Origin of the sequence: Sphingobium jiangsuense, from assembly GCF_014196495.1 — a bacterium.
Lineage (GTDB): Bacteria > Pseudomonadota > Alphaproteobacteria > Sphingomonadales > Sphingomonadaceae > Sphingobium > Sphingobium jiangsuense.
Genome location: NZ_JACIDT010000009.1, coordinates 92,732 through 117,959, shown reverse-complemented (window position 1 = coordinate 117,959; position 25,228 = coordinate 92,732). Strand labels below are relative to the sequence as shown.

Sequence of the window (25,228 nt, the reverse complement as noted above, 5' to 3'; positions counted from 1 at the left end):
CGCCCGGCCCTGTCGGACCGCTCGGTCCGGTCGGGCCGCCGGAACCATCGGGGCCGGTGGGACCGCTCGGCCCACTCGGACCGGTGGGGCCGCCGGGACCGGTCGGGCCGGACGGGCCCGTCGGGCCGCTCGGCCCGGACGGACCGCTGGGCACGGTCGGCTGGCCACCGGCGGCGTTCACGTCGAAGCCGACACCATCCGCGCAGGCGCCAAGGAACAGGAGGGGAATCGACGTGGCGCACAGCAGCTGGCGCTTACCGATCAGGCGGCTGAGGTTCGGTACAAACATTATCGTGTTACGCTCCCACAAGTTAGACGAACGCGCGACGGCACGGCGCCCGCTTGTCCGCCGCTTACCCCCGCCAAAGCCGCACCGTCGCGCTCAGAAAGAACCGCTCCGGCCGCATCGCGCCGAACCGCTCCGGCCGCCCGGAAAGCGCGCCGGAAAAGCGCGCCGGAAACACGCAAAGCCCGCTTTTCGCGCGCCGAAAGCGGCGATTCCCGCCGGTCGGGCCGAAAAATCCGGAAAAACCGGACCGCAGGCACGCAAGGGCCGGTTGCGCCGCCAAAGGGCCGAGAAAGCCGTTCCGGTTCTTTTCCCGCGCGCCCGCCGCCCGCATCCGGCCGACATCCCGTTTCGGATCCCTGCCCGGCGGCGAATCGGGCAGCCCCAAAAAGGGGGCGCGCCTCAATCGAGCGAAAGCAGCAGCGAACGGAACAGCGGGAAGAAGGCGAGGAAGGCGCCCGCCATGATCGCCACGCCATAGGGCACGGAGGAGCGGCGACCGTCCGCGCGCAGCCCGTCAAGCGCCCACAGCGCAACGCCGATCGCCCCACCCGCCAGCACCGTTCCCGCCAGCATCACGTCGAGCCGATGGCCGTCCTGCCACAGCATCAGGCCGGCGAGCAGCTTCACGTCGCCCCCGCCGATCAGCCGCGCCAGCCACAGCGGCACCAGCACAACCACGCTCGCCAGCAGGAACAGCAGCGGCTGCAGCAGCGCCTCCGGCCGCCAGCCGGCGCGCCCGATCCAGTAGGGCAGCGCCAGCAACGCGACGAACAGGCACAGGCCATTGGGAATGCGCCGCCAGCGCAGATCGCTATAGCCCGCGGCGACGAGCGCGAGCGCGGCCAGCGACAGGGTGACGATCGCCAGTTCGGCGGATGCGGGCGGCGGGATCAGCGGCTCCATGCGCCGTTAACCATGTTTCGGGAAGCCCGCGCGCCGTCCGGTCAGCGCCAGCGCGGCCCTTCGATCCAGGAAACGAGGCTGCGCCTTGTGCCGGACACCACCGGCAGCACCCGATGTTGCAGGAAGGACGGAAAGATCAGGATGCTGCCGCGCGGCGCGAAGCTCTCGCCCGGCGATTGCAGCCCGAAAAACTCGAACGCGCCGCCGCTATAGTCGGCCGGATCGGACAGCTGGATCACCACCGACAGCTTGCGGTCATAGGGCCGGGTCGATTCCAGCCACACATCCTGATGCCAGTCATATTTGCCGTTCCGCGCGCCATGATATTCGGTGAACTGAAGATCGAAGGGCGCGACGATATCGACGCCGAAATTATTGCGGTTCGACGCGACGACGAACGCCATCATCCGCTCGACGATCGCCCGCTCCGCCCCGACATCGAGCCAGCGGATCGTCGAGGACCGGTAGGCGATATCGTCGCGCCTGCTTTCGTCGAAGCCGACCGTCGCGGACTGCGGCGCATAAAGCGCGGCGCGCTCGGCAATGAAATCGCACTCGGCCGGCGACAGCGCGGCCGACCAGACCTCCCAGACATTTTTCACGATTCTACATCCTTGCTGAAACCTTGCCTGCTTGGGGCCCGCTTTTGCGTGCACGCAAAACGGCGTCAGATCGCCCGGCTGATCCCGAACAGGAAGCGCGCCTTGCCGCCATAGGAGGCATCGGGGCGGCTGACCGGCATCGCCACCTCGGCGCTCGCGCGCAGGCTGCGGGACAGGGCGAGACGCGCGCCGCCGCCCACCGATGCCATCGACACCGTGCTGGCGGGCAGCGCATAGGCAGGCCGCGCCACCGAACGCCCGCTCGACCCGTCGGCGTAAACAAACAGGGAACAGTTTTTGAGCAGCGGCGATTTCGCGGGCAGCTGCCAGCCGATCTCGACGCTGGCCGCCACCGCCTTCTCCGCCGTCGCGGTGCCGACGCGGAAGGCGAGGCCGCCGCCGCGCCCGCCCAGCGCGAACCGCTCCGTCACCGGCAGCTTGTCCTTCGAATATTGCGCGCGCAGCGTGGTGCTGACCGACAGGTGGCGGGTCAGCGGGACGACGCCCGCCGCCTGCATGTTGACCTTCGTGAAGCCCTTTTCCGAAAAGCCGGTGAAGGCTTGCGCGTCCAGCACGTCCAGTCCCTGGCTGCCGACCAGCGACACGGCGAAGCCGTCGCGCTCGCCGATGCTGGAATATTCGGCCCCCAGCCGCACCGCGCGCGAATGATAGCGGCCGAAGCTGGTGTCGAGGAAATAGTTGGAGCTGTTGACGCCGTCGGCCGAAAGGCTGAGCTTCAGATTGCGCTTGTAGGACCGGATCACCGGATAGCTGAGCGTGACGCCCGCCAGCCCGGCCTCCCCTTCGACCTGCGCTTCCGATCTCGTCTTCATCCGCGCATAGCTGGCGCCCAGGGTCAGGCCGTTGCTGCCGATCGGCGTGCTGTATCCGGCGGAATAATATTGATAGCGGTCGGGATAGAGCGGCAGATAGCCCGACACGCGCAGCCGGTCGCCCTCGCGCAGCAGGCCGTTATAGGCGACGGCGACCTGCGCCTGCACGCCGCGCACCACATTGCTGATGCCGCTATTGTCGATGGTCAGGCCGATCTGCAACTGCTTGCGCCGCACCGTGACATCGAGCGCGAGGTCGCCCGCGGGGCCGAGCTGCCGCACACCGACATCGACCGTCTGGCCCGGAATGTCGCGCAGCAGCGCGAGCGAGCGTTGCAGGCCGCTCTTGGTCAGCGGGGCCTCGCGCATCAGGCGGCGCATCTGCGCATCGACCAGCCGCCGCGGCACGCTGCGCGTTTCGCGTTGCAGGCTGTAATCGACGAGCCGCCCCTCGACCACCTTCACCACCAATATCCCGCCATACGGCATCTGCGCGGGGATGGAGACGGAGTAGAAGGCGATGTCGCTCCGCGCATAGACGGCGACGATCCGGTTGGCGATCGCCTGCACCCTGTCCTGCGTCAGCGGCTGGCCGATGAAATCGGCGACCGCCTTGTCCAGCGCGGCGGCGGGCAGGCTCGCCCCGTCATAGAATATACGGGTCAGCAGGATATCGCCGGCCGGCTGGATAACGGGCGCAGGCGCGGGCGAGGCAGGCGCGGCGGGCAGCGGCGCGGGACGCGGGATTTGCGGCAGCAGCCGGTCGCTGCGGTCGCGATCGATCACCGGGGCGCTGCCGGGCGCGTCGGGCAGCGCCTCCTGCGCAACGGCGCGGGCGGGGCCGAGCGCGGGCAGGGCGAGGCACAGGGCGGCAAGCGCCGCGCAGGCCGCGCGGGCCATGCGCGCCATCCATTTCGTCCTCACACCGGTCGCGGCTTCGCTCAAACAACTATACTCAACGTGGTTCCGGGCAGTTCGGGGGCGGATCGCGCCCGCCCATGCGAACGGGCTTAGGCGCCGATCCCGGATTTTCACCCGGAACTGGAACCGCACCGGTTCCATCCGCCGCCGCCCGCGCCAGCGCAGGGCCTTGTTTTCCGCCGAAACGGCCCCGTCGCGGGCAGGCGGCAATCGCGGCCGCATCGGTTGTATTTCGGCGCGACAGGCGCGGCCATGCTCCTCTATGCGATATCCGGTCCGATCCGGCATCAGGGGGCGAAGGCGGCGGCGGGCCCGTTTACCGTTCGGCTACACGTCCGGTGCAGAATGCGCCCGTTGCGACCCCAGTTCAGGCAGCCAGATGTGACCTTTCCCCTTGCCTCTTCCCCCTCCGCCGGCGAGCGCCGCCGGACGCCGCGCTTCCTGCTCGGCGTGGACAATGCGCGCGCCGTCCGCCTCGCTTTCGGGGACGAGGCGCTGGCCGCGCTGCGCGCGCTTGTGGAGCGGGAGATCGGGCGGGCGGCCGGGATAGAGGTGGCCGAGGTGGAGATGACCGGGCGCGCGGCCCGCGACCAGTGGCTGCTGACCCTTCCCGGCCTTGCCCCGGCCGAAGCGGCGGCGCTGCTGGAGGCGCTGTTCGTCCGCCTGTCGCTGACGCCGGTGCGGTGGAACGGGGCGGCGCTGCATCCCGCGCTCAACTGGGTGGCCGTACCCGACGATGCCGGGCCGGACGCTGGCCCGCCGCCGCCCGCCGCCGCGCCGCCGGAGCCGGGCGAGGCATGGGCACGGCGCTATCGCGCCGACATGGCCATCGCCGCGCAAGCCTTCGCGGCGATGGCGGCAGGGGAACTCGCGCTCGCCTGGCAGCCGGTGCTGGCGGCGGACGATCCGGGCAGGCTGCTCTATCATGAGGCGCTGACCCGCTTCGCGCCGGAAGCGGCGGTCGCGCCCGGCGAATTGTTCCCCGCGCTGGAGCGGCTCGGCATGACGCGGCTGTTCGACCATCATGTGATGGCGCTGATAGGGCGCGAGCTGGAGCGCCATCCCGACGCCGTGATCGGGGTCAATCTGTCGGGCGCGAGCGCCTCCTGCGATGGATGGTGGCTGCCGCTGCTCGACCGGCTCGAAAGCGCGCCCGCGCTCGCCCGGCGGCTGGTGGTGGAGATCACCGAGACCGCGCGGATGGCGGAGGACAGCGTCCGCTTCGTCGCGCGGCTGCGCGAGCGGGGGTGCCGCATCGCGCTCGACGATTTCGGCGTCGGCCATGCGTCGATCCGCAACGCGATGATGATCGAGGCCGACATCGTGAAGATCGACGCCTGCTTCATCCGCAATGCGGGCGCCTCGGACCGGAATCGCGAGGTGTTGCGGCACCTGACCGGCATCGCGGCCAGCATCGCCGCCGATGTCATCGTCGAGGGCATCGAAACCGGGGCCGAGAGCGATCTGGCGCGGCAGATCCAGTCGAACCTCGCCCCGCGCTCCGGCGCCTGCTGGCAACAGGGCTATTGGCTGGGCAGGCCCTCGACCCGGCGACCATGGCCAGCGCCCCCGATCGCCCCCCGCTCGCCGGGCTGACGCGCGGAAAAGACGTCCCCCAGAATGCCCACCTAACTTCGCAGCCGTGCCAGCACGCGCGCGGGCATTCGTCATCCCACGAGTATCGAAATCATGGCGTTTCAGCGAAGATCGCGGCTTCATCGCGTCAACCTCGCCGAACAGCGCAACCGGATCGCTGGTCGGCATCCCGAAGCGCGGCAACACATTCGAAAAAGCGGGCCGGCGCTTGGTAAGGCCTTGTATACCTATGGTTCGGCTCCCCCCGACAACATCGGCCCAGCTACCCAATCGGACCAGAAGATTCCGGCGCTGGCCGGGCCGGCGCGTGCGGTTGCGCCAGCCCGGCTTGCCCCCGTCAATCGTCCGGATAGTGGTCGCGGCGGGCGGAGAGGACGCGCTGCCCCTTCCGGTCCATGACCAGCTTGATCTCATGCCCCTGGGCGTCGAACCCCTCGACCTCGATACGGCCATCGTCGCGCTCCACCTCGACCAGATGGACGATGCCCGCGCGCTTGATGGCATCCGCATTGGGGACGGGCATCGGGCCGTAGCGGCGGCGGTCGTCGAAATCGTCGTCCCAATGGACATTGGCGAAGAACGGCTGGTCCTTGGCGGCGGCCGGGGCCGGTCCCGCCAACGCGCTCGACGCGGCGGCGGTCGCGCCCACGACGGCGATGGCGATGGCGGACAGAATCTTCTTCATATCGATGCTCCTTTTTGCGAAATCATCTTCGGGATGACGCCGACACCATTGCCCATGCCTGCTGACGGGGCGGCGACGAGGGCTGTCAGCGGGATGTCAGCTTCGGTGGCGCATAAGCGGATGGGCATGGGTTTTCAGCTTCGGATAGCAGCCGTGATGGCCTTGGCGGCGCTGGGCGCCTGCGATCGCGACGCCGCGCGGGACGATCCGCGCGCCTCCTCCCTGACGCTGCCGCCGGACAAGGTGGCGGGCGATCAGCCGGATATCGAGATTGCCGGGCCGGGCGGCGAGGCGCAGCCGCTGCCGACGGCAGGCCCGGCGCGCCTGCCGCTCGCGCGCATTCTGGAATTGGTCCGCGCGCGCGTGCCCGGCGAGGTCATCGAGGTGGAGCTGGAAGACGAGAATGGTCGGCCCGAATATGAGGTGACGATCCTGACCGCCGACGGACGCTCGATCGAAACGCAGATCGACGCGATAAGCGGCGCGATTCGCAAATCGGAAGAAGAGTGACGCCATGCGCCTGCTGCTGGTCGAAGATGATGAAGCGATCGCGAACGGGGTGCGGGACGCCCTCCGCCGCGCCGGGTTCGCCGTCGATCATGCGCGCGACGGGGAAGCCGCCTGGGTGATGGGCGGCGACGAGGAGTATGACGTCGTCGTGCTCGACCTCGGCCTGCCGCGCCTCGACGGGATGACCGTGCTGCGGCGCTGGCGCGCAGAGGGCCGGGTCTTCCCGATCATCATCCTTTCCGCGCGCGGCGCGTGGCTCGACAAGGTCGAGGGCATCGAGGCCGGGGCCGACGACTATCTCGCCAAGCCGTTCGAGCCTGCGGAACTCGTCGCGCGGGTGCGCGCGCTGGTGCGGCGCAAGGCGGGCCATGCCGAAGCGCTGCTGACGTTCGGACCGCTGCTGCTCGACACCCGCCGGATGAAGGCGCTCGTCCATGGCAGCGAGGTCAATCTGTCGCCGCTCGAATACCGGCTGCTGCACGCGCTGGCGCATAGCGGCGGCCGCCCCCTGAGCGCGGGCGAGCTGTCCGAGATGCTGCACGGCGTCGACGCCGCCGAGGCCAATGCGATCGAGGCGCTGGTGGCCCGGCTGCGGCGCAAGATCGGTGCCGAGGTGATCGAAACCCGGCGCGGCTTCGGCTATTGTCTCATGGACGGCTGACGATGGCCTCGCCTCGCAATCCCCTCACCCGCTCGCTCAACCTGCGCCTGCTGCTGTTCGCCGGGGCGATGGTCGCCATGGCGCTGATCCTCGCCTGGACCGTGCTCGGCCTGCTGTTCGAGCGACACGCCGAGCGCCAGTTGCAGGCGGAGCTGGAACGCCACGGCATCGCGCTGATCGCCGCGCTCACGCTGGACGCGAACCAGCGCCCGCTGCTGGCGAGGCAGCCGCCCGATCCCCGCTTCCAGCGGCCCGCGAGCGGCCTCTACTGGCGCCTTGCCGCGCCGGGGGGCGAATTGCGCTCCCGCTCGCTGTGGGACGGGACGCTGCCGACGCCCGCCGCGGTCGCCCCGGACGGCTGGACCGCTTATGCCGCCCAAGGCGCGTTCGAGGACCGGGTGCTGGCCGTCATCCGGCCGGTGCGGCCCGGCGGGCGTGGTCCGCAGGTCCTGGTGGAGGTCGCCGCCGACCGTGCGCCGGTGACGCAGGCCCGCGCCGCATTCGGCAGGGAAACCGCGATTTTCCTCGCGGCCCTGTGGCTCGCCCTCGCGCTCGCGGCCTGGGTGCAGGTGCGCATGGGGCTGCGCCCGCTCGACCGGGTGCGGAAGGAACTGGACGCCATGTCCCGCGCGGTCGACGCGCGTCTGGAGGTGGAGCGCCACCCGGTCGAGATACGGCCCCTGACCACGGCGATCAATTCCGTCGCGGAGCGCCGGGCGCAGGATATCGTCCGCGCCCGACAGCGCGCGCGCGATCTGGCCCACGCGCTCAAGACGCCGATCACCGCGCTGCGCCTGCAGATCGAAACGCTCCCGCCCGACAAGGCGGGGGAGATGATGCACGGGCTGTCGCTGATCTCCGCCACCGTCGAGAGCGAACTGGCCCGGACCGGCGCCAGCAGCGAGGGCGCAAGCGTCGATGCCTGCGCGATCGTCGAGCGCCTGTTCGCGGTCATCGCCCGCACCCCCGACGGGATGCGGATCGCGCTCCGCAATCATGTGCCGCCGGGCTTCGATGTGCCGATGGGCACGGAAGCCGCGCTGGAGGCGCTGGGCGCGATCGTGGAGAACGCCGCGCGCCATGCGGCCGGGATGGTGGAGGTGCGCGGCGGATCGGCCCCGGAGTGCCGCTGGATCGCCATAAGCGACGATGGGCCGGGCATCCCCGAAGCCCTGCATGCGGCGGCGCTGGAGCGCGGCGTCCGGCTGGACGAGAGCGGAGCGAGCCACGGCCTCGGCCTCTCCATCGCGCGCGAGATCGTGGTCGCAAGCGGCGGCGACCTGCGGCTCGAAGCGGGGCGGCAAGGGGGACTCTCCGTCCATCTGGAATGGCCACTCGCTTAACGCGTGCGTCAAATAGTTTCCTCACATATTGCCGAGCGCGTCGCCCAAACGGGCCGAACGCATCGCGCAGGATCGCGAGCTTTTGCTCCACCATCCAGAGCCGCCGGCCTGCAACGACCTCGATCCTCATATGACTGCTCGCCAGCCCGCCTTCGATCTCGCTATCCATACGGAATCCCGTTTGCGCGCCGTTTCAACAGATTGTACCCCCTCCCCCGCATTTCCTTCTCCAGCTTAAATGCGGATATCGTCGCTCAAGCTCGATGATCAGACGGCAAAAGCGGCTGGATGCCACCCTGGCGCTCGTTCCCGTGCTGCTGATCTGGCATGTGCCGAAGGTCTTGGCCGCACGCCGAGGAGGAGGGATTGAGCGCTAGCGCGGAAAAGCGCCGCACAAAGGCTTCATGGCGACCGGAACAACCACGCCCCTATTTTCTCAGCGGCGCAAGCATCCGCGCGGCGGCATCGGGCGCGGGCGCGAACTTGCGGCCATGGCGCAGGGCGGTGGCGGGCGACGTCCAGCGCAGCGCCTGGGCGACGGCGCCCGCATCCTCGCCATGGGCGAACAGATCCTGCGTCAGGCCGACCCGCAGCGAATGGGCGCTCAACCCGGCGATCGCGTCGGCCAGGGCAGCTCCGGCGAGATCGACCAGCCCCTGATCGGCCGCCGCCCGCGCGACGCGCTTGATGATGAGCCGGACGGCCGCCGGGGTCAGCGCTTTTTCCCCAATCTTGTAGGTGACGCTCGCCGCCCGTGCGGGCCGGGCGGCCATGCGGTCGCGGTCGACGCGGGCATGATAGGCGAGATCGCCGATGGCCAGCGCCCCGCGCGCCGGGCGGGCGCGGGTGCGTGTGACCGCGACGCGGCGGAACAGCGGGCCCGCATCGATCCCGGCGGCCTCGCGCCATGCCGCCACGCGGCGCATCGTGTCGGGCGACAGCCAGATCCGGCCCTCCTCCCCCGGCAGGCCCAGTATCGCCGAGCCGTCCTGCCGCGGCGCGATCCATTCCACCTCGACCCGCACCAGCTCGGAAACGCGCAGGCCCGCATCATAGCCCAGCGACAGCAGCGCCGCATCGCGCAGGCCGACAATGTCCGGGCGGCAGGCACCGAGCAATGCGGTCAGCGTGAAGCCCCGTGCCGCCTCGCGCCCGATAGCCTTGCCCAGCCGCAACGGCCCGGCCTGCCGCTGGCGCGCCCCGGCGCGGCGCTGCACGGCGCGGACGGCGTCCCGCACCATGGCCGCGCCAGTCGGGCCGGGCATCCCCAGCAGGCGATGCGCGGCCGCAAGCGAGGACAGGCGGCGGGACAGGGTCGCGGGCTTCAGGCGCCGTTCCTCGCAATAGCCGACATAGGCCGCGATCCGCGCTTCGTCGGCGGGCAGGCCGGGGTCGCCCTGCCCCGCGCAGAAGCGCGCATAGCAGGCGAGGTCCACCGCGAGCGCCTTGATGCTGGAGGGCGTCCGGGCTTCGAGGCTCCGGCGGAAGGCGGGGTCGGAAAAGGAGGCGGGGTCGCCCGTCAGGCCCCGGAACAGCGCGGCGAGCTGCATCGCCCGATCCTGCGCCCGCCCCGATCGGCGCTGGGGAAGCCGTGCCTCGCCCGCAGCGATGATCGTCACACTCCCGGCCGGACCACCCTCGCCTGCGGCTGTCTTTTGCGGCGCGGCCGCAGGCGGCGACGCAAGTGCAGCGGCAGGGCGGAGTTCGCTCATGACCCTGCTCTACACCCCCGCTTCGGCCCTGTCACTATCGATAACGATATGATTATCGATAGTAGGAAAATTACCATATAATCACTGGTGCAGCCAAATCGATTTAGCTAGACCTTGGGGATCATGCCGGACTTTGGAACATCGCCGATCGGGTTTCATCCGCTCCGCTCGGATGAAGATGCACCTATCGAAGCGCTTATGGAAGCGCGAACTGACGCCGCCCATCGCTGGGGGCAATTGCAGGGGCGCATCGCCCATTTGCCGCCCGATGTCGGCCACCACTTCGCCTGCGGCCTTGTCCGCCTCGCGCTTGTCGAGGCCCTCGTCCAATCCGGCTTTTCCGATGCGAAATCATGGTTTTCCCATTGGTTTTGCGGCCTTGAATCCGTGCCTGTGCTGACCGCGCATGTCGCCGCGCCCGCCTGGATGATCGCCGACACGCTCCTTTCCGAATTGTCCCTCTCCCCCTGGGAGCCGCTTGCCGAGGCGGCCGGGCATATCCGCCGCGCCGCCCGGCCGGATCGCGGCGCCGGTCAGCAGGCGGCGGAAAGCCCGCCGCCCCTCGCCGTGGAGCAGGCACAGAGGCTTGCGGAGCAGATCCGGGGAGAAGCGGAGGCGGGCTGGCCGCTCGCAGCGCTCGACCGCCTGCACCGCGCGGCGGCAGGATCGCGCCATTTCGCGCCGATCGAACGCGACCATCTTACCGTCTCCTTCCCGACCGGGCCCGTCACGCTGGAGCAGGCGCCGCTCAATCCGCCGCTATGGGCGCTCGACCTCGTGGCGGGAGCGGCCGTCGCGCGCGGCAATGCCGGGGCGAGGCCCCTCCCCCTTCCCGGCGCCTTCCGCTCCGAGGCGCTCAGGCCCGAACTCTGGCCGCGCGAGCGCGCCATTCTGGTCGCCGACGCGGCCAGCCGGACGGCGCGGAGCCTGACGGACCTCGTCGAAGCCGCCCATGCGGCCGTCCGGCACATGTCCGCCACCCTTGGCGGCCTGCGGTCCACCTCGCGCGCGCCGATGCTCTACCGGATGCTTGCCGGTTTCGGCCCCTTGCGCCCGATCCAGATAGAGCGGGCGTTGCAGCTTTCGAAAAACGGCGTGCGCGAACTGGTCGCCACCCTCGTCAGGGCGGGGCTGGTCGAGATGACGACCCATCGGCATCAGGCGATCGTCCGCGCCGTGCCGCCGGGGCGGGCCAACGACCGCACGATTGAACCGGATGGCAAGCCCGAACCAGCACCGAACGCCACCTTCGCCGAATTCGACGCCGCCATGGCGCGGATCGATCGCCTGCTCGGTCCCACCCCCCGCGACGAAGAGGATGGCGAACCGGATTGGTGAAACAGGCCGGAAAAGGGGCGAAAATTTTCTTCGCCCACAGCCTCTCTCAGCGCGATTTCATGCCTTTTCCCAGCCTAAGTATACCCGACGCAGAAAAATGCCCTCACGGCCATCTGAGGGCAATTTCAGCCCATTTCCCGATTTGTTCTCTTTTTGCGAAAGGCCCGTCAATCCCCGGCGGGCCAGTGCCGGTCCAGCAGCGCCCGCAACGCCACCTCCGCCTCCGCCCGCGTGCCGCCGCCATGGCAGAACAGGGTGACGCTCACCCCCTTGCGGTCCTGACGGTCGACGCGCAGCAGCGGGACGCCCGCGCCGGTCCGCACCGTCGGGTCGTCGGACGACGCGCCGCGCCGGTCCTTGCCCTTCGCCTTCGTGGCGGGACCGGCGGCCGCCGCGACCAGCGCGCGGAGGATATCGGGCACCGTCACCGGCAGCCCCGCCGCCCCTTCCGCCCGCAGGCGCGCCAGCCGCTGCGCCTCCGCCAGCACCAGCGCCCGCTTTTCCTGCGGCTTCAATATCGGCTTCAACGTGCCGACATGCGATATCTTCAGCTCATGCGGATCGGGAAAGGCCGCCATCACCTCGTCCGGCAGGCGTGCCAGGTCGAGATAGCGGCTGAGCCACGCCTCGGACTGGTTGAGGCGGCCCGCCATCGTTTTCTGCCGCCCGTCATAATAGAGATCGAGCGCGCGCAGATAATCCCGCGCCCGTTCGACATCGCTCAAATCCTCGCGCGCGCGGTTTTCGAGGTCGGAGATGCGGAAGGCCTGCTCGTCGGTCAGGCTGCGTATCTCGACCAGATAGCGGATATCGGGATAATTGTGCGCGCGCAGCCACGACACCGCCCAATGCCGCCGCGCGCCGCAGATCACCTCGAAATCATGGTCGGGATCGCCGGTCACGCGGCGCACGATCGCCGGAACCTCCTGCTTCCCCTGCGCGACGATGCTCTCGATGAGGTCGCGGCAGCGCGCCTCGTTCAGCGCGGCATAGTCGCGATTATGCCGTTCCCAGATGCGGCAGCGCGCCGGGTCGACCAGCTCCTGCGGATGATCGACCACCGCGCCCGACGCCAGATCGGCGAGCCGGTTCGCCCTGCTGCCCAGCACGCCGATGCCGAGGCGCGCGCCCCGTTCCCCCGCCGGCTGGGCGGGCTCGACCATCGACGCCAGATCGGCGACGAAGCTCTTGTTGCGGGAGGTCATCGCCTGTTCCCGCTCGCGAAATTGCAGGGCTGCAATTTTCCGCCGGTCATGCATGGCCCTCCTTGCGCAGGCGGCCCAGATGGCTCGGCCAGGTCCGCCGGATGTCGATCTCTATCTCGCCGCACACGCCGTCCAGATAGGTGAGGCAGCGCTCGCGCACCTGCCTGCTCGTCATCGGGCCGTCCAGCTCGTAGACGGTCATCAGCCGCGCGGTCGCATTGTCGATCTCCGCCGAATCCTTGAGCGGCGTGCGCGCCATCGCATTGCCGTAAAGCTGGCGCATCAGGTCGAGCAGCCCCTTCTGCATCGACTTGTTCTCGTCCACCTTGGACGCGACGAAGCGCAGGAACGACAATTGCGGCGCGAGGTCGTAGCTTTTCAGGTCCTCGATCGTCTCGTCGAGCATCGCGAGGAAGGCGGCGGTGGAAGAGAAATCCATCACCGTCGGCGGCACCGGCACCACCAGGGCATTGGCGGCGCGCAGCACCGACAGCGAGATCGCGCCCAGCGCCGGGGGCGGATCGAGCACGACCACGTCATAGTCGCGGCTGACCGAGGCGATCCCCTGCGCCAGCCGGTTGAGCAGCACCCCCTGCCCCCGCGCCATCCGCGCCGCCAGCTCATATTCGGACTGGAACAGGCGCAGATTGGCCGGGATCAGGTCCAGCCCGTCGAAATGGGTCTTGCGGATCGCATAATCCAGCGTCTCCCGCTCCCCCTCGCGCAGATAGGGGTAGAGCGTCTCGCCCTCGCTCAGGTCGAGATCGGGGACATAGCCGAACAGCGTGGTCGCCGACGCCTGGCTGTCGCAATCGATCAGCAGCACGCGATAGCCCCGGATCGCGAGATACTGCGCCAGATGCACGGAAATGGTGGACTTGCCGACACCGCCCTTGAAATTCTGCACCGCGATGATCGAGCAGGGATCGGCCGCGTCCCGCCATGGGCGGGTGCCGAAGGTGCGGCGCATTTCGTTGAGTTGCGCCAGCGTATAGCCGAGGCGGCGGTTATTCTGTCCGCGCGGCGGCGGGACCAGCCGCCCGTCGCTTTCCGCATCGCGGATCGCGGCGGTGGTGCGCCCGACCAGCTCGGCCGCCTTGCCGATCGGGAAGGTCGGCTCCCGCCGCTGGCCGGCCCGCGCGCTGCGCGCCGAATTGCGCAGCCGCTCCAGCACCGAGGACGAGCGGTGCGCCAGCGCGGCCACATCGAGCGCCTCCTCGCTCCGAACCTCGTCCAATGCCGACGCCATGCCCACTCCTTGTGAAAATCGCGCATACCATGACGGACTTTCGCTTTTCCGTCAATGGAAGCGCGATATTCGAAAGTGACCCCTTTTGGGTAAGCAATGTAAGGAACCTGTGCGCCCTGAGCTTGTCGAAGCTTTGTCCTTCTATTAGCTCCAGGCGAAGGCAGCCGTTGGGCTTCGCCCGCCCTTCGGGTCGACAAGCTCAGGGCGAACGGATGTGGGGAATGGTGAGGCCCACTGAATCCCCTCCCGTGCATTTCCTATAGACTGAAGCATTTTTGTCGCGTAATGGAAAAATAAGGTTCATTCTCACATTCCAAGGCCAGCATGCATTCAGAAGTCGAGCGCATAACCGAAATGGCGCAAGCCGGGGAGCGGATGATCGAGCGGCTGCGGCGGCAGGCCTTCCTGCCCGAATCGCGCAAGGGGCTGACGGTGCGCTTCGGCATCGCCGAGGCCGCGTCGCTGCTCGGCTGCTCCACCAACCGCATCCGCATGGCCGAGGAGGACGGGCGCCTGCCCCCTCCCCCGCCGACCGAGAACGGCCGCCGCCCCGGATACAGCATCGAGGACCTGCTTGTCATGCGCGAGGTGCTCGGCGCCTCGCCCGCGCGTTCGCCGCTCGATACGCCCGCGCTGATCGCGGTGCAGAATTTCAAGGGCGGTGTCGGCAAGTCCACCGTCACCACCCACCTCGCCCATTATTTCGCGGTGCAGGGCTATCGCGTGCTCGTTGTCGATTGCGACAGCCAGGCGACGACGACCACGCTCTTCGGCTTCAACCCGCATTTCAACATCACGCGGGAACAGACGCTCTACCCCTATCTGTCGATCGACCCGACGCAGACCGACCTGCTCTATGCGGTGCAGAAAACGCCCTGGCCCAATGTCGACCTGATCCCGTCCAACCTCGAACTGTTCGACGTCGAATATGAGCTGGCGGCATCCGGCGCGGACGGGGGCAGCGTGCTCGCCTCCCGCTTCCGCAAGCTGAAACAGGGGCTGCAGGATCTCGCCCGCAATTATGACGTGGTGATCCTCGACCCGCCGCCCGCTTTGGGCACGATCAGCCTCGCGGTTATGCAGGCCGCCAATGCGCTGATCGTCCCGCTCGCCGCGACGACGCCGGATTTCTGCTCGACCGTGCAGTTCCTGTCGATGATGGATCAGGTGACCGGCCAGCTGGCGCAGGCGGGGATCAGCGTCGATTATGACTTCGTCCGGCTGATCTGCTCCAAATTCGACGCCAACGACCCCAGCCATGCGATGGTGCGGCAGATCATGGAGCAGACCTTCGGCCCGGCGCTGTTGCCGGTGCCGATCCTCGAAAGCGCGGAAATCAGCCATGCGGCGCTGCGCATGATGAGCGTCTACGAGCTGGAAAAGCCGATCGGCACGCCCAAGACGCACAAGCGCTGCCGGTCCAACCTCGACGAGGCGCTGGGGCAGATCGAGGCGCTGGTGCGGCGCGGCTGGGGCATCGCCACCCCGGCGAGCGAGCGGGAGGTGATCAATGCCGCATAAAAGGGCTGTCCTACAGGGCGGGCTTTATCTTATGCCCGGCGACATTTCGGGAACGGGGGTGCGCACCTGATGGCACGGAAACAGAGCGACTATCTCGCCAGCCTGCTGGCGGACGTCAAGGCGGACCAGGCCGCCGAACCGACAGCGCGGGAGGCCCCGGAGGCCGCGCCCGGCGCCCCGCCCGCCCCCGCCGAGCGCACCGAACGCGCGGCGGGGCGCGCGGGGCTTTCCTTGCTGGGCCGGGAAAATGCGCTCGCCCGCGTCGCCAGCGGCGAGGTGCGGCAGGTCACGCAGTTGCAGCTCGACCCGGCGCGGGTGCGCGTGTGGGAAGGCAATGCGCGGATGCAGGCGCAATTGTCGGAGGAGAATTGCCGCGACCTCATCGATTCGATCCTCGCCGAGGGCGGGCAGAAGGTGCCCGCCGTGGTGCGCCATGTCAGCGGCGATCCCGATCACGATTATGAGCTGATCGCGGGCACGCGGCGGCTGTTCGCGATCGGCTGGCTGCGCGCGCACAGCTATCCCGACATGAAGCTGCTGGCGCAGGTGACCGATCTGGACGACGAGGCCGCCTTCCGCCTCGCCGATATCGAGAACCGCGCGCGCAAGGATATCAGCGACATCGAGCGCGCCCGCAACTATGCGGCGGCGCTGGACATGCATTATGGCGGCAAAGCGGTGCGCATGGCCGAGCGGCTGCGGCTGTCCAAGGGCTGGCTGTCGAAGATGCTGAAGGCGGCGAGCCTGCCCGATCCGGTGCTGGCGGCCTTCGCCAACCTGCATGAGCTGACGCTGAACCCGGCCTACAAGCTCGCCGCCGCGATGGACGACAAGGCGCGGGCCAAGGCGATCCGCAAGGAGGCCGAGGTCATCATCGCAGAGAACCGCCGCGCGGTGGACGAAGGCACGGCCCCCCTCCCCGCCCCGGCGGTGCTGCGGCGGCTGATGGCGGCGACGGCCGAGACGCTGCGGCCCGAGCGCGACCTGTGCATCACCGTCAACGGCCCCTATGGGCGGCCGATCCTGTCGGTAAAGTCGGTCAACCGGCAGGGCATCACGCTGCATGTGCCGATGGCGTGCGGCGCCGGGGACGACCAGATCGCCCATGCGGTGCGGCAGGTGCTGGAGACGCTGCGGCTCAACGGGGTGTCGATCCGCTAGTGGCCCGGCACGCCTCCCCTCCCCCTCCCCGGCCGGAAGTTTCCTCAAGGAAACTTTTGCCGGGTGCCGCCGCGAGGCGCCGATGAGCCGCGCGCGCAAACAGGCGGTCGACGACCAGTTCGACCTGTTCCTCCCCTATATCGCCGACCTCAGCTTCCGCGACCAGCGCGAGATGATGGAGCGGCCCTTCTTCTCGCTCTCCAAGTCGAAGCGGATGAAGCCGATCGACTATACCAGCCCGGACGGCAAGCTGTGGGTCCATGTCTCCGCCAACCCGGATTACGGCATGGCGACGATATGGGATGCCGACCTGCTGATCTATTGCGCCAGCGTGCTCGCCGACATGGCGCGGCGCGGGCTCAACGATATTCCGCGCAAGCTGCACATCATGCCCTATGACCTGCTGCGCGCGATCGGCCGCCCGACCACGGGCCGCGCCTATGAGCTGCTGGGGCAGGCGCTCGACCGGCTGGTCGCCACCACGATCAAGACCAATATCCGCGCCGAGAACCGGCGCGAGGCGACCTTCAGCTGGCTCGACGGCTGGACGCAATTGGTGGACGAGCGCACTGAGCGGTCGCGCGGCATGACGCTGGAGCTGTCCAACTGGTTCTATGAAGGCGTGCTGATGAAGGGCGGGGTGCTGTCGATCGACCGCGCCTATTTCGACATCAGCGGCGGCCGGGAACGCTGGCTCTACAAGGTCGCGCGCAAGCATGCGGGCGGGGCCGGGGAAGGGGGCTTCACCATCTCCATGCCGACGCTGTTCCAGAAGAGCGGCGCGGAGGGCGAATATCGCCGCTTCAAGTTCGAGCTGATCAGGCTGGCCGAAAAGAACGCGCTGCCCGGCTATGAACTGGCGATTGTTTCGGGCGCCGACGGCGGCGAGCCGCTGCTGCGCATGGCGCGCAACGACGCCAAGGGCGGCGGACGAACACCGGGCGGACCCCATAAGGCGAAGGGGGAGGGGGCGGATGCCCCGGCGCAGGGAAAAGTTTCCTCAAGGAAACCTGATGCCGCCCCCGCCGCGAGCGCCCCTGTTGACGCGGACCAGCCCCACCGCCCGGCCCGCGCCGCACGCGGGGAAGAAGCCCCGTCGGCCCGCGCCGTTGCTGGTGGTGGAAGCAGAAATGGGGACGGGGATGCAGGACTGCTCGACGCCAGCCTGCTGATCCGTGGCACGATCGCCGGGCTGTCCGATGCGGCGACGCGCGGCTTCATCGCCGAGGAAACGCTCGACCTGCTGCGCGCCGAATGCCCCGGCTGGGACTTTTACGCGCTCCACATCGAATTCGAGAACTGGGTTGCCGCCGCACCGGACCGCACTCCCGCCAACTGGCAGAAGGCCTTCATCGGCTGGGTCCGCCGCCACCACGCCAGGCACCGCCACGCGCTGAAGGGATAGGGAGGGCAGGCGGCGCGGCGGAAGGCCGAAGCCGCTGGTGTCGCGATGCGCGCGATCGCCGGATATATCGGCCATTGAATCCCGACTGCTTCCCCTTCCAAGAAGAAGGCAGGGCTTCGACATGGAAGCGAGGCGTCTGGCCCACTCAACAGGCCAGACGGGCAAGGGGGAGGGCCTTGCTACTGATCCACCCGTTTGCCTTGTCTTGTCATGCGACAACGCCCAGTCTCCGATCCACCAAAACCGGGTTAGCAGGTGGCCGACCAACTTTGCCTGGAACGGCCTCTGACATCTGCGCCAAAATGCTGCCCGCCTGCCAGACAGCGACAACGAGTTGGTCACGGAGCCTTTGCGGACTTATCTCGGATGCGGAGCAGTTCAGGGGTAGCTCACCACATCGCAACGAACGCAGCCGGATCGCGCGGCTCAAGATTCCATCCTGCCAAAGCACTCTCCCGGCGTTCCCGAAATGTCGAGCCGGAGGAGGCCGTCCCTCCCTTCACCCGGTCCCGATTCGAAAAGTCGAATCGCATTGAAGGAGTTTCCGCAGGCGCCATCGCAAACTGATTCAATTTCCGCCCCGCCAGCGAGGTGGCCCGCCCTTCTTCGACATATCGGGAACGGCTTTCCCCCGTCCATCGGCACATCGGGAACGCTCCGCCGACATATCGGGAACGGCCGCCTCGACATTTGGGGAACATATGCTCGATCCATCGGGAACGGGCCTGTGCGCGCGACTCATGGACCGACGCCCGCCCCGGCCCGCAAAGGCGCGGCTTAACCTTCTAACAGTATCTTTTAACCCTCTAACTTTCATCGAAGTTCTTTTGAGAGGGGGAAAGAGGGAAGGGGAGGAAGGATGCTTCCCGCACCCCGAAAGGCCCTGCCGGATGCCGCGTTGCGCCGGTCCGCCTCAGGCCGGTGGACGCCAGACCAGCAGGTGGGACCGGCAGGTCGCGCAGTCGCTGCTGCCGAACCCCGCCAGCACATGGCCGAAGCCGGGCAGCGCGCCGAGCCGGGTGAGGATCGCGCATTCCGATCCGCCCTCGATCGCGAACGCCGTCATCCCGCCCGCACTCGCGGTGAGATGGTCGATATGCCAGTGCCGCTTCTTGTCGCGCCGGAAATGGCGGCCCAGCCGCGCGCCGATGCCGCCGGGCCCATAGGCGCTGCCCGCATAGACATAATGGCCGGGCGGCAGGCTGTGCCCCGCGCCTCGGTAGGAGAACGCCACCGGATCGACCAGGGTGAAGGCCAGCGCATAGGCGCCCTTCCAGCGCGGCGCCGCCGCCACGCCGCCGGGAAGGACGATGGCCGATGCGGGCAGCGCCGCGCCGACGCATCCCGGCCAGCCGGCATCATCATCGGGGGCGGGCAGGGGCAGGTCCATAGTTCATCCATCCTCCTGCGGGCGAGTCTATCCCGCTTTCACCGCGGCTGCGCAAAGACAATATGGTGCAAGGACGATAGGGCCGGCCTATCGGCGCGTCTCGAAGAGGGAGACGCGCCGGGGCTGGCGCAGCTCGACCGGCGCGCCCAGTTCGCGCTGCAACATCGCCAGCATCCAGCTTCTGTGCCGGGCAAGGAATTCGGCGAACCCGTCGGGCCTGGCGGGGTTGAAGGTCGGCACCTGCCAGTCCGCCGCCGGTTCCTTATAGGGGACGAAGGGCTGGCCGGCGCCGTCCTCCGGCGCATCGACATGGCGGCCCAGATAGACATTGCCCTTGAAGCGGATATAGCCGGCGGGCTCGAAGCCCGGCTTGATCAGATAGTCCGGCCCGCTGCGCCCGGCTTCGCTGCCGTAACGCGCCGTTCCCGCCACCTTGAACACATTGCCGTTGAAGCGGACGTCCCGCGCCCAGCCGTCCCATTGCGTGGCGATGACCATCTGCACGTCCATCGCCTTGCCCACATGGATGACGTTCTTCTCGATCACCGCGCCATATACGTTGCCGGCGAGCTGGAAGATGCGGCTGCCGTCGTTGCGGCTGACATTGAAGCGGGCGACGGTGCCGCGATTGCCGAGATTGTCCTGGCCGTCATGCCGGGGGGAGCAGACCAGAAGGAACCCGCCCGCATTGTCATGGCTGTAATTGTATAAAATGGTCGTATGCCGCGAGTTGAAATCGGAATCGAAGCCCTGCCCGTCATAGCGCGTGCGCGTATAGGCGGCCTCGTTGAGCTGGATCAGGCTGTTGTCGGTGCTCCACTGCCAGATCCCGGCATTGTATCCGGGCGCGCGGCTGCCCGCATAGCGGACGATATTATGCTCGATGAGCGCGCCGTCCGTGCCGCGCGGCACGATGCCGTCGCCGCCTATATCCTCCAGATAATTGTCGCGGATGACGACATCCTCGCTCGGAAACCAGTTGCGGGCCGACACCCGGTCGCTGATCCCGGCGATGCCGGAGCGGTCGACCCGCCATATGATGTTGCGCTCGATCGCCAGGTCGCGGAAACGGGTGGCGAGCCGCTGTCCTGTGGCGCGAAAGACGATCCCGCCATTGTCCTTGCGGTCGTTGGTGCCGCGCACATCGTGGATATACATGTCGCTGATGCGGATGCCCCGCGTCACGCCCATATTCTCGGCCGACACGAGGACGCCGAAGCGCTGTCCCGCCACCGGGCCGTCGTTCGTCACCTCCAGCCCGCGCACGGTCACATATTCGGCGTTCATCACCGCCACGCCGTAGGACGACACGCCCCCGGCCTCTATGCGCGGCCGGGGCCCGGTGCCGGTGGCGGAAACGAGGATCGGCTCCCCCGCCCGGCCGGACCGGGTGATGCTGAGGGGCTCCTTCCAGACCGAACCCGCCACGAGGAGAACCCGGTCGCCCGGCCGCAGCGGAAAGTCGCGGATGCGCGCCAGCGACCGCCACGGGCGATCCTGCGAGGTGCCGGCGAACCTGTCGTCCCCGACGACCGAATCTATATAATAGGTTTCGGCATGGGCCGCCGCGACCGGCCCCGCCCCTATAAGAAGAGCCAGTAACCCGATTTTCCCGAACGAAGCGGCCAATTCCTTGTCTCTCGATGGCATGGCGTGGACTGTTTCCCGCAATGATGCGAAAGGGCCGCTGAATGCAAGGTGAAGCGAAGGCGGAAGGCCGGTCGGGTCAGCGCGACGGCTGCGCCCCCGGCCGGCGGCCTTTCCCGCCATGGCGCTTCAGGACGAGCCGCGCGACGAGCCCGGCGAGCAGGAACGGCACGACCAGAAGCGCCGCGCCGATGCCGAGCAGCTGCCAGCCGTCCAGCATTTCGAGGGGGAGGCTGGCCCCCGCGACATAGCCCGGCGCGAGCAGGGCCGGAACCCACAGCAGCGCCGAGCCTATATTGGCCATCTGGAAGCTGCGATGGGGCATCTGCATGACGCCCGCCACCAGCGGGATCGTCGCCCGCACCGGGCCGAAGAAGCGGCCGAGGAACACGGCGGCGAAGCCATGGCGGCGGAAGAACAGCCGCGCCCTGGCGACTGCGGCCCGATGCCTGCACAGCGGCCAGCGCCGGTAGATCGCCGGGCCGATCCAGCGGCCGAGAAGATAGGAAATCCAGTCGCCCAGCACCGATCCGGCGATCGCCCAGAACAGCACGGGCAGCGGGTCGAGCACCCCGGCCGCGACCAGCCCGCCGATCGTCATCATCAGCGCGACGGCGGGCACGAACATGCCGACGAGGATCAGCGATTCGGCAAAGGCCAGCAGCCCGATGACGGGTCCCGCCAGCGCCGCGTTGCCGGTGATCAGCGCCAATATGCCGGCCAGCAGGTCGTCGATCGCGGTCATGTTCTCCAGGAATCCGCCAGCGCATCCGCCGTGGCGTCGATCTGGCCGGGGTTGCCCTCGCCGGTCAGCGCGTAGGAAAAATCGCCCTTGCGCCAATAGGCGACCGACTGGCTGCCATCCTGCACCGTATCGGGATCGCGCGGCGCGGAGGACCGCTCGCGAAGGGCGAGGATGGAGAGGGTGCGGCCTTCCGCCGTCTGCACCGCGATCAGCAGCGCGGGCACCCTGGTGCCGCGCAGCATCTCGACATCGATGACCCGCCAGTCCGGCGGCAGCCTCGGAATGGCGATGCGCGAAGCCGAGAGCAGGGCCTGCGCGCGGTCGGAAAAGGGCTGGTAGGCGACGAGGCCGGTGCGTTCCTTGATGGACCGGTGCGACGCCACCGCCAGATCGACATAGGAGGGGGGCGAGGAGGTCATGTTCAACGCCGCCAGCGCCACCAGCGCCATCGCCGCCACCCCGGCGAGGCCGGCGGCGGGCCGGCGCCAGAGCGAGCGGCCTTCCTTGCGCACCCGCTCCGCCGTCGCGGCGAGGGACCGGGGCAGCGCCGGGTCCGGGCTGGCGAGCAGTTGCAGGGCGCTGCGGTTGCGGAAATCCGCCATCACCTGCGCGGCAAGGCCGGGATGGCGCGAAAGATGATCCTCGACCGCCAGGCGTTGGGGCAGGTCCAGCTCGCCGTCGATATAGGCCTCTATCTCCATCCTGCCGATCGGATCAGTCGTCATCCCGTCCTCCAACGATCCTGAGGCCGCGATCGGCGGCGTTCCCGCCGTCGGCGCCGTCCTCCGCCGCCCCGCCTTCGGCCCGCCGCAGCGCGGCGCGGGCGCGGCTCAGCCGCGACATGACGGTGCCGACCGGTATGTCGAGAATGGCGGCCGCCTCCTGATAGCTCTGCCCCTCGACCGCGACCAGATGGAGGATGGCGCGATAGGGTTCCGGCAGCGCGGCGAAGGCCTGCGCCACCTGATGCAGCGTGGCCGCATGCTCCTGATCCGGGTCCAGACGGTCGGTCAGCATTCCGGCGAACCGCGTGTCGCGCCGCGCGCGCGCCTCCTCGCGGCGGCGGGTCGAGATGAAGATATTGTGCACGATGGCGAGCAGCCATCCCCGGCGCGAGCCGTCCGGCCGGAACAGGTGCCGCTTTTCCAGCGCCTTCAGCAGCGCATCCTGAACGACGTCGTCCGCCGCCTGCTCGTCGCGGGTGAGCGAGCGGGCATAGCGCCGCATGGAGGACATTTCCTCCAATATGTCGGTCGGCAGGAGCTGGGACATATGGGTGCCTACGCCTGGAACGATGCTTCTATTCCCTTCCCGTACCGGTTTTATCGCGTTGGAGGCATTTGTCATAGCCCCGAACGACCTGGGCCAGCGTTTCTTCCCAGCGGCAGGCATTGGCGGCAAGGCTGGCCGCCCGCCCCAGCGCGCGGCGGCGGGCCGGGTCCGCGATCAGGTCCAGAAGCGCGGCGGCATAGGCCTCGCCGGAAAGGGGCGGGACCAGAAGGCCCGTCCGCCCGGTGTCGATCAGCGAGGAAGCGCTGGGCACATCGGCGGAAATGATCGCCAGCCCGGAGGCCATCGCCTCCAGATTGACGTTGCCGAACGCCTCGGTGATGCTGGGGTTGATCAGCACGTCGGCGCTCGCCACCGCCCGGCCCAGCCGCCTTCCTTCCAGATGGCCGAGGAAATAGGCATTGGGCAGGCGCTGGGCGAGCCAGTCGCGCGCGGGCCCCTCGCCGACGATCAGCGGCCGCACGGGGTGTCCGGCGGCCCGCGCCCGCAGGATCGCGTCCATGAAGATGTCGAGGCCCTTTTCCAGCACCAGCCGGCCGAAGAACAGCGGCACCACCTCCTGCGGCATATAGCCCAGCGACCGGCGGAAGGACTCGTCGCGCAGATCGGGGTGGAAGGCGGCGCGGTCGACCCCCCGGCTCCAGATCGAAATGCGGTCGCCGCCGTAGCGCCCGGCGAATTCCTCGGCGATCGGCGGGGTGGGGGCCAGTATATGGTCGCAATCGTCATAGAAGCGATCGAGATAGCGCTCCATCGGCCCGCGCAGCATCGCGAGGCCGTAATAGGAAAGATAGGTTTCGAACCGGGTGTGGAGGCTGGCCACCACCGGGATGCCGCTGCGCCGCGCGTGGCGCTGGGCGCTGCGCCCCAGCCAGTCCGGCGCGGAAAGGTGGACGATATCGGGTGCGAAGGCAGCGAGATCGCGCCGGATCGCGCGCGGCAGGCCGAGCGCCAGCCGATATTCGCCCCGCCCCGGTATGGCGACCGAAGGCACCGGCACGACATCGCCGACGCAGGGGAAAGAGGTTTTGGGGGTGGTGGGCGAATAGATGCGCACCTGTGCCCCGCGCGCGAGCAGATAATCGACCAGCCGGTTGAGCGCCCGGTTGGCGCCGTCGCGTACCCCGTTGTAATTGCCGGAGAAAAGAGAAATGCGCAGCGGCCTTCCGGCGATCTGCAACGATGGCGGGCCGGCATCCGGCGGCGAAACGGGTGGCGGGGATTGAAGAGCGAGGGCTTGCTGTACCATGCGCGGTATACGCGCGCCCGATCCGGTTTATTCCCGGCGGGCGGGCGATGGTTCCCTGTTGGCGCGGCGTCCCGATTATGGGATGGCTTTGCGCACCGGCCCCCGCACGGGGGCGCCGGGGAAAGGACAGGCCATGCCGCGCGCGCAGAAGCTCAAGGTCTACCGCACGCCGATCGGCTTTCACGATGCCTATGTCGCGGCGACGAGCCGGAAGGCGGCGTTGAAGGCGTGGGGCAGCGATGCCGATCTGTTCGCGCGCGGCATCGCCGAGCAGGTCGAGGACCCCGAACTGATGCGCGAGCCGCTGGCGCGGCCGGGCACGGTCGTCCGCCGCCTGCGCGCCACCCGCGAGGAACAGCTCGCCGCGCTGCCGGAGCGGAAACCGGCGCGTCGGGCGGCGCGCGGGCCGGTTGAAGCCGATGCCTCACCGGTCCGGCGGGCGGAGGCGCCGCCAGTGCCGCGCAAGGCGCCCCGGCCCAAACCCCGGCCCAAGCCTAAACCCCGGCCGGATCGCGGCGCGCTCGACAAGGCGGAGGAGGCGCTTGCCGCCGCCGGGGCGAGGCACGCCGCCGAACAGGCGGAGATCGCCCGGCGGCAGGCCGCGCTCGACCGCGAGCGGCGGCAACTGGAAAGGCGGCAGGACAAGGAGCGCGCGACGCTGGAACGGCGGGCCGAAACCGCCCGCGCCCGCTATGAACGCGCGATGCGCGACTGGCGAAGGTAGGGCAGGGCGACATCACGCTCGCCGGCGGACGCCATCCTCCCCTTCCCTGAAGGGGAGGGGAACGAGGGGTGGGGTGTGCCGCTGGGCGCAAAGGCGGGAGTCCGGGGCAAGACCCCACCCCAACCCCTCCCCTTCAGAGGAGGGGCTTTCATCCGAGCCACACCCCCGTCATGCCGGCGCAGGCTGGCATCTCAGGAGGCGGCGCGCGACAGGGCCACAGACCCCGGCCTGCGCCGGGGTGACGGTAGA

22 protein-coding genes are annotated in these 25,228 nt (G+C 68.8%); 9 read left to right on the top strand and 13 right to left on the bottom strand.

Going from position 1 to position 25,228, the window contains the following annotated elements; genetic code table 11:
* Positions 1–688 precede the first annotated feature (688 nt).
* The 3 genes from GGR43_RS13550 to GGR43_RS13540 all read right to left on the bottom strand — a co-directional run bounded on the left by GGR43_RS13550 (position 689) and on the right by GGR43_RS13540 (position 3,536).
* Positions 689–1,192 (bottom strand): A24 family peptidase, encoded by a 504-nt coding sequence (locus tag GGR43_RS13550; RefSeq protein WP_188072513.1) that lies wholly within the window; start codon positions 1,190–1,192, stop codon positions 689–691.
* 41 nt (positions 1,193–1,233) lie between these two features.
* Positions 1,234–1,794 carry a 2OG-Fe(II) oxygenase gene (locus GGR43_RS13545; RefSeq protein WP_188072512.1) on the bottom strand — a complete coding sequence of 187 codons (561 nt, stop codon included), beginning with the start codon at positions 1,792–1,794 and terminating at the stop codon, positions 1,234–1,236.
* 65 nt (positions 1,795–1,859) lie between these two features.
* Entirely contained in the window at positions 1,860–3,536 is a 1,677-nt protein-coding gene (locus GGR43_RS13540) for a ShlB/FhaC/HecB family hemolysin secretion/activation protein (protein WP_188072511.1), read from the bottom strand.
* A gap of 393 nt (positions 3,537–3,929) precedes the next feature.
* Between GGR43_RS13540 and GGR43_RS23890 the strand changes: the two genes are divergently transcribed.
* Positions 3,930–5,144: an EAL domain-containing protein gene (locus GGR43_RS23890; RefSeq protein WP_188072510.1), complete on the top strand. Its 1,215-nt coding sequence runs from the start codon at positions 3,930–3,932 to the stop codon at positions 5,142–5,144.
* A 337-nt stretch (positions 5,145–5,481) separates the two neighbouring features.
* Here GGR43_RS23890 and GGR43_RS13530 read toward each other — a convergent pair whose 3' ends face one another.
* Positions 5,482–5,829 carry a hypothetical protein gene (locus GGR43_RS13530; protein WP_188072509.1) on the bottom strand — a complete coding sequence of 116 codons (348 nt, stop codon included), beginning with the start codon at positions 5,827–5,829 and terminating at the stop codon, positions 5,482–5,484.
* Positions 5,830–5,955: 126 nt separating this feature from the next.
* On the opposite strand from GGR43_RS13530, the gene GGR43_RS13525 reads away from it, so the two are divergent.
* The 3 genes from GGR43_RS13525 to GGR43_RS13515 are packed head-to-tail and all read left to right on the top strand — an operon-like array spanning position 5,956 to position 8,343.
* Positions 5,956–6,339: a PepSY domain-containing protein gene (locus tag GGR43_RS13525; RefSeq protein WP_223177449.1), complete on the top strand. Its 384-nt coding sequence runs from the start codon at positions 5,956–5,958 to the stop codon at positions 6,337–6,339.
* Positions 6,340–6,343: 4 nt separating this feature from the next.
* Positions 6,344–7,000: a response regulator transcription factor gene (locus GGR43_RS13520; protein WP_188072508.1), complete on the top strand. Its 657-nt coding sequence runs from the start codon at positions 6,344–6,346 to the stop codon at positions 6,998–7,000.
* Between the two features lie 2 nt (positions 7,001–7,002).
* Complete coding sequence (locus GGR43_RS13515) at positions 7,003–8,343, top strand: sensor histidine kinase (RefSeq protein WP_188072507.1); 1,341 nt, start codon at positions 7,003–7,005, stop codon at positions 8,341–8,343.
* 428 nt (positions 8,344–8,771) lie between these two features.
* Here the strand turns inward: GGR43_RS13515 and GGR43_RS13510 are convergent, their stop codons facing one another.
* The gene (locus tag GGR43_RS13510) at positions 8,772–10,055 is read right to left on the bottom strand and encodes a site-specific integrase (protein ID WP_223177448.1); all 1,284 of its coding nucleotides are present in this window, start codon (positions 10,053–10,055) and stop codon (positions 8,772–8,774) included.
* A gap of 198 nt (positions 10,056–10,253) precedes the next feature.
* Between GGR43_RS13510 and GGR43_RS13505 the strand changes: the two genes are divergently transcribed.
* Positions 10,254–11,393 carry a hypothetical protein gene (locus tag GGR43_RS13505; RefSeq protein WP_188072506.1) on the top strand — a complete coding sequence of 380 codons (1,140 nt, stop codon included), beginning with the start codon at positions 10,254–10,256 and terminating at the stop codon, positions 11,391–11,393.
* Between the two features lie 167 nt (positions 11,394–11,560).
* On the opposite strand, the gene GGR43_RS13500 is transcribed toward GGR43_RS13505, so the two are convergent.
* Entirely contained in the window at positions 11,561–12,598 is a 1,038-nt protein-coding gene (locus tag GGR43_RS13500) for a ParB/RepB/Spo0J family partition protein (protein ID WP_188072604.1), read from the bottom strand.
* Between the two features lie 46 nt (positions 12,599–12,644).
* On the bottom strand, positions 12,645–13,847 hold the full coding sequence (locus GGR43_RS13495; protein WP_188072505.1) for an AAA family ATPase: 1,203 nt from the start codon (positions 13,845–13,847) through the stop codon (positions 12,645–12,647).
* Between the two features lie 324 nt (positions 13,848–14,171).
* Here GGR43_RS13495 and GGR43_RS13490 point away from each other — a divergent pair, with 324 nt between their 5' ends.
* The 3 genes from GGR43_RS13490 to GGR43_RS13480 all read left to right on the top strand — a co-directional run bounded on the left by GGR43_RS13490 (position 14,172) and on the right by GGR43_RS13480 (position 17,934).
* A complete protein-coding gene (locus tag GGR43_RS13490) occupies positions 14,172–15,368 on the top strand; it encodes an AAA family ATPase (protein WP_188072504.1) in 1,197 nt (398 codons plus the stop codon).
* A gap of 69 nt (positions 15,369–15,437) precedes the next feature.
* On the top strand, positions 15,438–16,529 hold the full coding sequence (locus tag GGR43_RS13485) for a ParB/RepB/Spo0J family partition protein (protein WP_188072503.1): 1,092 nt from the start codon (positions 15,438–15,440) through the stop codon (positions 16,527–16,529).
* An 82-nt stretch (positions 16,530–16,611) separates the two neighbouring features.
* A complete protein-coding gene (locus GGR43_RS13480) occupies positions 16,612–17,934 on the top strand; it encodes a replication initiator protein A (protein WP_188072502.1) in 1,323 nt (440 codons plus the stop codon).
* 913 nt (positions 17,935–18,847) lie between these two features.
* Here GGR43_RS13480 and GGR43_RS13475 read toward each other — a convergent pair.
* The 6 genes from GGR43_RS13475 to GGR43_RS13450 form a co-directional block, all read right to left on the bottom strand.
* Positions 18,848–19,324, bottom strand: coding sequence for a GIY-YIG nuclease family protein (locus tag GGR43_RS13475; protein WP_188072501.1), 477 nt, complete (start codon positions 19,322–19,324; stop codon positions 18,848–18,850).
* 87 nt (positions 19,325–19,411) lie between these two features.
* Complete coding sequence (locus tag GGR43_RS13470) at positions 19,412–20,953, bottom strand: right-handed parallel beta-helix repeat-containing protein (RefSeq protein WP_246343737.1); 1,542 nt, start codon at positions 20,951–20,953, stop codon at positions 19,412–19,414.
* 97 nt (positions 20,954–21,050) lie between these two features.
* A complete protein-coding gene (locus GGR43_RS13465) occupies positions 21,051–21,716 on the bottom strand; it encodes a DedA family protein (protein WP_188072499.1) in 666 nt (221 codons plus the stop codon).
* Positions 21,713–22,441 carry an anti-sigma factor family protein gene (locus GGR43_RS13460; protein ID WP_246343736.1) on the bottom strand — a complete coding sequence of 243 codons (729 nt, stop codon included), beginning with the start codon at positions 22,439–22,441 and terminating at the stop codon, positions 21,713–21,715. Before GGR43_RS13460 ends, GGR43_RS13465 begins: the two co-directional genes overlap by 4 nt.
* On the bottom strand, positions 22,431–22,988 hold the full coding sequence (locus GGR43_RS13455) for a sigma-70 family RNA polymerase sigma factor (RefSeq protein ID WP_188072498.1): 558 nt from the start codon (positions 22,986–22,988) through the stop codon (positions 22,431–22,433). Before GGR43_RS13455 ends, GGR43_RS13460 begins: the two co-directional genes overlap by 11 nt.
* 28 nt (positions 22,989–23,016) lie before the next feature.
* On the bottom strand, positions 23,017–24,186 hold the full coding sequence (locus GGR43_RS13450; protein ID WP_246343735.1) for a glycosyltransferase family 4 protein: 1,170 nt from the start codon (positions 24,184–24,186) through the stop codon (positions 23,017–23,019).
* 202 nt (positions 24,187–24,388) lie between these two features.
* On the opposite strand from GGR43_RS13450, the gene GGR43_RS13445 reads away from it, so the two are divergent.
* The gene (locus GGR43_RS13445) at positions 24,389–24,979 is read left to right on the top strand and encodes a hypothetical protein (RefSeq protein WP_188072496.1); all 591 of its coding nucleotides are present in this window, start codon (positions 24,389–24,391) and stop codon (positions 24,977–24,979) included.
* The last annotated feature ends 249 nt before the right edge of the window (positions 24,980–25,228 follow it).

Bases quoted from the DNA above. Each gene is read 5' to 3' on its own strand.
- GGR43_RS13550 (WP_188072513.1), bottom strand. From the start codon at position 1,192: ATGGAGCCGCTGATCCCGCCGCCCGCATCCGCCGAACTGGCGATCGTC.
- GGR43_RS13540 (WP_188072511.1), bottom strand. From the start codon at position 3,536: ATGGCGCGCATGGCCCGCGCGGCCTGCGCGGCGCTTGCCGCCCTGTGC.
- GGR43_RS13530 (WP_188072509.1), bottom strand. From the start codon at position 5,829: ATGAAGAAGATTCTGTCCGCCATCGCCATCGCCGTCGTGGGCGCGACC.
- GGR43_RS13525 (WP_223177449.1), top strand. From the start codon at position 5,956: ATGGGTTTTCAGCTTCGGATAGCAGCCGTGATGGCCTTGGCGGCGCTG.
- GGR43_RS13520 (WP_188072508.1), top strand. From the start codon at position 6,344: ATGCGCCTGCTGCTGGTCGAAGATGATGAAGCGATCGCGAACGGGGTG.
- GGR43_RS13515 (WP_188072507.1), top strand. From the start codon at position 7,003: ATGGCCTCGCCTCGCAATCCCCTCACCCGCTCGCTCAACCTGCGCCTG.
- GGR43_RS13510 (WP_223177448.1), bottom strand. From the start codon at position 10,055: ATGAGCGAACTCCGCCCTGCCGCTGCACTTGCGTCGCCGCCTGCGGCC.
- GGR43_RS13505 (WP_188072506.1), top strand. From the start codon at position 10,254: ATGGAAGCGCGAACTGACGCCGCCCATCGCTGGGGGCAATTGCAGGGG.
- GGR43_RS13500 (WP_188072604.1), bottom strand. From the start codon at position 12,598: ATGACCTCCCGCAACAAGAGCTTCGTCGCCGATCTGGCGTCGATGGTC.
- GGR43_RS13495 (WP_188072505.1), bottom strand. From the start codon at position 13,847: ATGGCGTCGGCATTGGACGAGGTTCGGAGCGAGGAGGCGCTCGATGTG.
- GGR43_RS13490 (WP_188072504.1), top strand. From the start codon at position 14,172: ATGCATTCAGAAGTCGAGCGCATAACCGAAATGGCGCAAGCCGGGGAG.
- GGR43_RS13485 (WP_188072503.1), top strand. From the start codon at position 15,438: ATGGCACGGAAACAGAGCGACTATCTCGCCAGCCTGCTGGCGGACGTC.
- GGR43_RS13480 (WP_188072502.1), top strand. From the start codon at position 16,612: ATGAGCCGCGCGCGCAAACAGGCGGTCGACGACCAGTTCGACCTGTTC.
- GGR43_RS13475 (WP_188072501.1), bottom strand. From the start codon at position 19,324: ATGGACCTGCCCCTGCCCGCCCCCGATGATGATGCCGGCTGGCCGGGA.
- GGR43_RS13465 (WP_188072499.1), bottom strand. From the start codon at position 21,716: ATGACCGCGATCGACGACCTGCTGGCCGGCATATTGGCGCTGATCACC.
- GGR43_RS13460 (WP_246343736.1), bottom strand. From the start codon at position 22,441: ATGACGACTGATCCGATCGGCAGGATGGAGATAGAGGCCTATATCGAC.
- GGR43_RS13455 (WP_188072498.1), bottom strand. From the start codon at position 22,988: ATGTCCCAGCTCCTGCCGACCGACATATTGGAGGAAATGTCCTCCATG.
- GGR43_RS13445 (WP_188072496.1), top strand. From the start codon at position 24,389: ATGCCGCGCGCGCAGAAGCTCAAGGTCTACCGCACGCCGATCGGCTTT.